Below are 6,650 nucleotides of genomic sequence, written 5' to 3' on the forward strand. Positions count from 1 at the left end.
TCCGACATGGCGGCGCCTGCACTTGCCGCAGCCAAGCCGTTATTCGTTGTCGATGGGGAGTGTCGGGAACTCCGTGTATCTGGCCGCCGGCCCGGTTCCCATCTGACCGCCCTTAGCCGCGCATCGGCGAGAACCGGTCCTCGAACAGCATGGCGAACCGGTTCACCGCTGTCAGCCAGCCTCTGACCGTCCTGAACGTTTTCTCGTGGCCGCGGATCGCCAGATAGATGAGCTTCTCGGCGGCCTCCTCGGACGGGAAGGAGCCACGCGTCCTGATCGCCTTGCGATCACGCGGTTCAGGCGTTCCACGGCATTCGCGGGTATGCGGGACACCGCGCTCATGCTCGCTTGTTGAAGCGCCAGCCTTCGCGGCCTGTCTCCACGATATTGCAGTGGTGCGTGAGGCTGTCGAGCAGCGCGGTCGTCATATCCGCAACGCCGGAGACGCCAGGCCATTCCCCGAAGGCGAGACATGAGGCACCATGGACGAGAAAACGGTGAAGGGCGCAGTCTCGTTCGCCAGTAAGCCTGGCTTGCGAGCGGTTGGGTGAGCTCGATCGGCCTCGGGTCGAGCTCATATGGCACCGATTCCATGCGCTGGACCAAGGTCGCACGGATCTACCGCAAACCCTGAAACCTGCAGGCGCTTAAACTTCTGCTCGGCCATACAAAAGATGGACGGCACCGTCCGCTACCCCGGCGTCGGGCTCGAGGACGCCTTGGCGATATCGGAAGCGGTCGAGATCTGAGTAGCCGGGCCGTCTCGCAGGGACTGCCCAAACCAGCCACTCATGGGCAGGGCAGCGAACGTCGGCTTGTCTTGTGTTCCAGTCTGACCTGTGCAAGCTTTGTCCTCGCAACAGGGGCGTCCGTCATGCGCGGGCTGAGAAGCACCCTTCGAACCTGACCCGGATCATGCCGGCGGAGGAAGTTGCGGGGACGGGTCCGATGAGGATTCCTACCGCGGTGCCTCCGTCGGAAAGGAGGCACAATGCAGGCTCCAGGATCGTCCCTGACGGCCATGCGCGCAGAGACGCCGCTCGTTCACAACATCACCAATTTCGTCGCCATGAACGTGATGGCGAATGTCCTTCTGGCCATCGGCGCATCGCCCGCCATGGTGCATGCGCGCCAAGAAGCGGCCGAGTTCGCCGCGCTGGCCCATGCCCTGACCGTCAATATCGGTACGGCCGATCCCGACTGGGGCGCCGCGATGTCCGATGCGGCCGCCGTCATGGTCGAGGCCGGTCGCCCTTGGGTCTTCGACCCCGTGGGCGTGGCCGCCACGCGGTTTCGGCAGGATCTGTCCGCCGGACTGCTTGACCTGAAGCCGTCGGTGGTGCGCGGCAACGCCTCGGAAATCCTGACGCTGGCGGGCCTAGGCGGGGCCGCGCGCGGGGTGGATGCCGGCGACAGCGTGGACGCAGCCGAGGAGGCTGCGCGCGCCTTGGCATCGCGCACCGGCGGCGTGGTCGCCGTGTCCGGCCCGGTGGATTTCGTCACCGATGGCACACGCGCCGCGCGGGTGGCAAACGGCCATCCGATGATGGCCCGGATCACCGTCATGGGCTGCTCGCTCAACGGGGTCATCGCGGCCTTCTGCGCAGGACAACCGCGTTTCGATGCCACCGTTGCGGCGCTGGCGGCCTTTGGTATCGCGGGCGAGGTCGCGGGCCGGACGGCGCAAGGGCCGGGCAGCTTTCAGGTGGCGTTCCTCGATGCGCTCTATCACCTGACGCCTGAGGCGCTGGATGCCGCGGCCCGCATCGAGAGGCTGGCATGATCGGTCCCGTCTACGTCGTGACCGATCCCGACGCGCCGCTTGCCGTGCGCGATCAGGCCATGGCCGCCGCGCGTGGCGGCGCTTGGGCCGTGCAGATCCGCGACAAGGTCTCCGCCGACGCCGAGGTCGCCCGTCTCGCCGAGGCGCTGATCGAAACGCTTGTGCCCCTGGGCGTGCGCGTCTTCGTCAACGACCGGGTCGAGGTGGCGCGCGCCACTGGCGCCGACCTGCATATCGGGCAAGGCGATGGCGACCCGCTGCGCGCCCGCGACCGGATCGCGCCGGACGCCCTGCTGGGGCTGTCCGTCGAGACCGTGGCGCAATGTGGGCGCATCCCCGACGGCGTGGACTATATCGGCGCGGGCCCCTTTCGCGCCACGCCAACCAAGCCCGACGCCGCCGCGCCCATCGGGGCCGCGGGGCTTGCCCGGATCGTTGCAGCCGCGCCGGTGCCGACCATCGCGATCGGCGGGCTGACCCTGCGCGATATCGCAACCCTGAAACAGGCGGGGGCGTCCGGCATGGCCGTCGTCTCGGCCGTGACCCGCGTCCCGAACCCCGAGGCGGCGACACGCGCCCTCGTCGACGCATGGAGGACCGCATGATCCCCAATATCCTGTCCATCGCAGGCTCCGACCCGTCGGGCGGCGCCGGTATCCAGGCCGATCTCAAGGCGATCTCGGCCAATGGCGGCTATGGCATGGCCGTGATCACGGCTCTGACGGCGCAGAACACCCAAGGGGTGCGCGCGGTGACGCTGGTCGCGCCCGAGATGGTTGTGGCGCAAATCGGAGCGATCCGCGACGACATCCGCATCGACGCCGTGAAGATCGGAATGCTGGGCAGCGCCGCGATCATCGAGGCGGTGGCCGAGGCGCTCTCGGGGCTGACCGCGCCCGTCGTTCTGGACCCGGTCATGGTGGCCAAGGGCGGCGACCGCCTGTTGGCTGCCGAGGCCGTGGCCACCTTGCGTGACAGGCTTTTGCCGCGTGCCTCGGTCATCACCCCGAACCTGCCCGAGGCCGCCGACCTGCTGGACACCGAGATGGCGACAGACCGCCCCGGGATGGAGGCGCAAGCACAGGCGTTGCTGGCCCTCGGGCCGCAGGCGGTTCTGCTGAAAGGTGGGCATCTTGCAGGCGGCGACAGCCCCGATCTGGTGCTGAGCGCGGCCGAAACCCAATGGATCGAGGGCGCACGCCATGCTTCGCGCAACACGCATGGCACCGGCTGCACCCTGTCCTCGGCGCTGGCGACGCAGTTGGGCCGCGGCCTGCCCCTGAACCAGGCCACATCGCGGGCGAAATCCTACCTCGCCGAGGCCATCGCGCGATCCGGCGATCTGTCCGTCGGGTCGGGCCATGGCCCTGTCCATCATTTCCACGCAGTTTTTCCGGAGGCGTCCTGACCATGGTTCGTGCACTCGATGACCAGACCGTCCTGATCACCGGCGCGGGGCGCGGCCTTGGGGCCGCCATCGCCCGCGCATTTGCCCGCGAAGGCGCGCGCGTTGCGATCAATTACCGCAACAGCGCGGCCGAGGCCCGGGCCTTGGCCGAAGAACTTGGTCCACGCGCCATGGCTTTCGCGGCGGATGTCACGGATGCCGGGGCCGTCGCCGCAATGGTGGCGGAGGTGGCTGACCGGCTCGCCCCGCCCACGACACTGGTGCATAATGCACTGGCGGATTTTTCGTTCAACGGGGACGACCGGGCCAAGCTCGACAGGCTGCGATGGTCCGACATCGCGCGGCAGGCCGAGGTTGCCGTGGGCGGCGCCTTGCACGCGATCCAGGCAATGCGCCCCCATTTCGAAGCGGCCGGTGGCGGCAGCGTCGTGACCGTCGGCACCAACCTCGTGCAGAACCCCGTGGTGCCCTATCATGACTACACGGCTGCCAAGGCCGCGCTCATGGCGTTCACGCGCACCGCCTCGAAGGACCTCGGTCCGCTGGGGGTGCGGGTCAACATGGTTGCGGGCGGGCTGCTGCGCACCACCGACGCCAGTGCCGCGACGCCCGAGGCGGTGTTCGACATGATCGCCGGGCTGACGCCCCTCGGCCGGGTCACCACGCCCGAGGATCTGGCCGACGCGGTGCTGTTTTTCGCCTCGCCCTGGTCGGGCGCGGTGACCGGCCAGACGCTGGTGGTCGACGGCGGGCTGGTGTGTGACTGACGAGCTGCAGCATGCTCGTGTCACCAATTGCCCGCTTGGCGGCCATTGCTCTGATCTGCGGCGGAAGACAGTAGTCCACCCTGGTTGTCGAGACGATGGCAAGGAGCGTCCCGAGCAATGGCCTCGACGTCGATTTTCGGTCTCTCGCGACAAGGGGCGCGCAGCATGCACAATGATCGTCATGGGCAATGGGCGGAAAGGGAACGGACATGAGACACGTCCTCTCCTCTTGCCATCGAAGCCGGCTAACGATCACGCTTCAGGACAGCAGTGACACGTTCGCGTAAGGATGCGCCTAAGATACTCCAAAACATGACAAATATCCGTCTGCGCGCACAAGGGCTGACGAATCTTTACGCGCGCCGCGCAACGATATCCGCGTCCCTACACAGCGTCAGAAATCGAGATTCGCGACGCTCAGTGCGTTTTCCTGGATGAATTCGCGGCGGGGTTCGACCACGTCGCCCATCAGCTTGGTGAACAGGTCGTCCGCCTCGGCCATGTCCTCGATCCGCACCTGCAGCAGCGTGCGCGCCTCGGGGTCCAGCGTCGTCTCCCACAGCTGGTCGGGGTTCATCTCGCCCAGCCCCTTGTAGCGTTGCAGCGACAGACCCTTTTCGCCCTCTTCGAGGATCGCCTGCAACAGGCCCAGCGGGCCGTGGATGTCGGTGAACCGCTCCTTGCGGACAAGCCGCGCAGGCGCGCGATAGACGTCCTGCAGGGGCCGGGTCATGCCGCCGAGCTTGCGTGCCTCGCCCGAGCGGAGCGCCTGCCCGTCGATCACGCGCACCTCCTCGACGCCACGGACCACGCGGGTGAGGCGCAGACCCTTGTCCTGCGTCGGGCGCCCCTGCCAGCCGCGCTCGTATTCGGGCGCGATCAGGTCCAGCCGCTCGGCCACGCGGTCGGCCAAGCCCTGCAGGTCGGCATCGGCCTTGCCCTCCTCGAAGGCGCCGGCGATGGCGGCCTGTTCGAGGATGTGCCGCGGGTAGTGGGTGGGGAATGCATCGAGGATGCGGCGCACATGCCGCGCCTCCTGCACCACGCGGGTCAGGTCGGGGCCCGCGATCTCCTCGCCCGAGCCCAGCTGCAGCACGGCACCATCGGTGCCCTGGTCGATCAGGTAGTCGGTCAGCGCGGCCTCGTCCTTGAGATACACCTCGGACTTGCCGCGCGCGACCTTGTAGAGCGGCGGCTGCGCGATGAAGAGGTGCCCGTGCTCGATCAGCTCCGGCATCTGCCTGTAGAAGAAGGTGAGCAGCAGCGTGCGGATATGCGCGCCGTCCACGTCCGCGTCCGTCATGATGACGATCTTGTGGTAGCGCAGCTTGCCCAGGTCGAACTCGTCGCGCCCGATGCCGGTGCCCAGCGCCATGACAAGGTTGCCGATCTCCTGGCTGGACAGCATACGGTCGAAGCGCGCGCGCTCGACGTTCAGGATCTTGCCCCTCAGCGGCAGGACGGCCTGCGTGCGCCGGTCGCGCCCCGTCTGCGCCGAACCGCCCGCGCTGTCGCCCTCGACGAGGAAAAGCTCGGACTTCGACGGGTCCCTTTCCGAACAGTCCTTGAGCTTGCCGGCAAGGTAGTTGACGTCCATCGCCGTCTTGCGCCGGGTCAGTTCGCGCGCCTTGCGCGCCGCCTCGCGCGCCAGCGCCGCCTCGACGATCTTGCCGACGACGGTCTTGGCCTCGGCCGGGTGTTCCTCGAACCACAGGGCAAGCTTTTCGGTCATCATGCTTTCGACCGCCGGCCGCACTTCGGAGCTGACCAGCTTGTCCTTGGTCTGGCTGGAGAACTTGGGGTCCGGCACCTTGACCGAAAGCACGCAGGTCAGCCCCTCGCGCGCGTCGTCGCCGGTGAAGGTGACCTTTTCGCGCTTGGCGATACCGCTGTCGGCGGCATAGCGCGTCAGCGTGCGCGTCAGCGCCCCGCGAAAGCCCGCCAGATGCGTGCCGCCGTCGCGCTGCGGGATGTTGTTGGTGAAGGGCAGCACCGTCTCGTGATAGCTGTCGTTCCACCACATCGCGATTTCCACGCCGATGCCGTCCCGCTCGCCCGTCATGTAGATGGGTTCCGGCATCAGCGGATGCTTGTGCCGGTCGAGGTATTTCACGAACTCCCGCACGCCGCCCTCGTAGAAGAGTTCGGTGCGCACCGGCTCTGCCGGGCGCTCGTCCTCGAGGATGATGCGGACGCCGGAATTGAGGAAGGCCAGCTCGCGCAGCCGCCGCTCCAGCGTCTCGAAGGAATAGTCGAGGTTCGAGAAGGTATCGAGCGAGGCGAGAAAGCGCACCTCGGTGCCCTGCTGACCCTGCGCGTCGCCCACCTCGCGCAGGTGCTCGACCGTCTCGCCGCGCTCGAAGCGGGCGAAATACGCCTTGCCGTTCCGCCAGACCCGCAATTCCAGCCAGTCGGAAAGCGCGTTGACCACCGACACGCCCACACCGTGCAGACCGCCCGACACCTTGTAGGAGTTCTGGTCGAACTTCCCGCCGGCGTGCAGCTGGGTCATGATGACCTCTGCCGCGCTCACGCCCTCTTCCTTGTGGATCTCCACCGGGATTCCGCGCCCGTTGTCGGTGACCGAGACCGAGCCGTCGGCGTGGATCTTCACGCGCACATGGTCGGCATGACCGGCCAGCGCCTCGTCGATGCCGTTGTCCACGACCTCGTAGACCATGTGATGCAGGCC

General features: G+C 67.5%; 5 protein-coding genes, 1 pseudogene and 1 riboswitch. Of the genes and pseudogenes, 4 read left to right on the top strand and 2 right to left on the bottom strand.

The features are described from left to right. Nucleotides 1-338: 338 nt before the first annotated feature. Nucleotides 339-470 (bottom strand): annotated as a pseudogene (locus ACLFOB_RS13610) (ATP-binding protein); the annotation flags it as partial. A 381-nt stretch (nucleotides 471-851) separates the two neighbouring features. Then, nucleotides 852-947: riboswitch (TPP riboswitch) on the top strand. 44 nt (nucleotides 948-991) lie between these two features. Between ACLFOB_RS13610 and thiM the strand changes: the two are divergent. The 4 genes from thiM to ACLFOB_RS13630 are packed head-to-tail and all read left to right on the top strand — an operon-like array spanning nucleotide 992 to nucleotide 3,958. Next, nucleotides 992-1,783: a hydroxyethylthiazole kinase gene (thiM, locus tag ACLFOB_RS13615; protein WP_410917771.1), complete on the top strand. Its 792-nt coding sequence runs from the start codon at nucleotides 992-994 to the stop codon at nucleotides 1,781-1,783. Next, on the top strand, nucleotides 1,780-2,388 hold the full coding sequence (gene thiE, locus ACLFOB_RS13620; RefSeq protein WP_410926429.1) for a thiamine phosphate synthase: 609 nt from the start codon (nucleotides 1,780-1,782) through the stop codon (nucleotides 2,386-2,388). Before thiM ends, thiE begins: the two co-directional genes overlap by 4 nt. Continuing rightward, nucleotides 2,385-3,191: a bifunctional hydroxymethylpyrimidine kinase/phosphomethylpyrimidine kinase gene (thiD, locus tag ACLFOB_RS13625; protein ID WP_410926430.1), complete on the top strand. Its 807-nt coding sequence runs from the start codon at nucleotides 2,385-2,387 to the stop codon at nucleotides 3,189-3,191. Before thiE ends, thiD begins: the two co-directional genes overlap by 4 nt. A gap of 2 nt (nucleotides 3,192-3,193) precedes the next feature. Continuing rightward, nucleotides 3,194-3,958 carry a 3-oxoacyl-ACP reductase gene (locus ACLFOB_RS13630; RefSeq protein ID WP_410926431.1) on the top strand — a complete coding sequence of 255 codons (765 nt, stop codon included), beginning with the start codon at nucleotides 3,194-3,196 and terminating at the stop codon, nucleotides 3,956-3,958. A gap of 394 nt (nucleotides 3,959-4,352) precedes the next feature. Here the strand turns inward: ACLFOB_RS13630 and gyrB are convergent. Then, nucleotides 4,353-6,650, bottom strand: a 2,298-nt coding sequence (gene gyrB, locus ACLFOB_RS13635; RefSeq protein WP_410926432.1) for a DNA topoisomerase (ATP-hydrolyzing) subunit B, incomplete at its 5' end; no start/stop codon positions are given.

It is taken from the genome of Rhodosalinus sp. (assembly GCF_046542825.1).
Classification (GTDB): Bacteria; Pseudomonadota; Alphaproteobacteria; order Rhodobacterales; family Rhodobacteraceae; genus Rhodosalinus.

Bases quoted from the DNA above. Each gene is read 5' to 3' on its own strand.
- thiE (WP_410926429.1), top strand. From the start codon at position 1,780: ATGATCGGTCCCGTCTACGTCGTGACCGATCCCGACGCGCCGCTTGCC.
- thiM (WP_410917771.1), top strand. From the start codon at position 992: ATGCAGGCTCCAGGATCGTCCCTGACGGCCATGCGCGCAGAGACGCCG.
- thiD (WP_410926430.1), top strand. From the start codon at position 2,385: ATGATCCCCAATATCCTGTCCATCGCAGGCTCCGACCCGTCGGGCGGC.
- ACLFOB_RS13630 (WP_410926431.1), top strand. From the start codon at position 3,194: ATGGTTCGTGCACTCGATGACCAGACCGTCCTGATCACCGGCGCGGGG.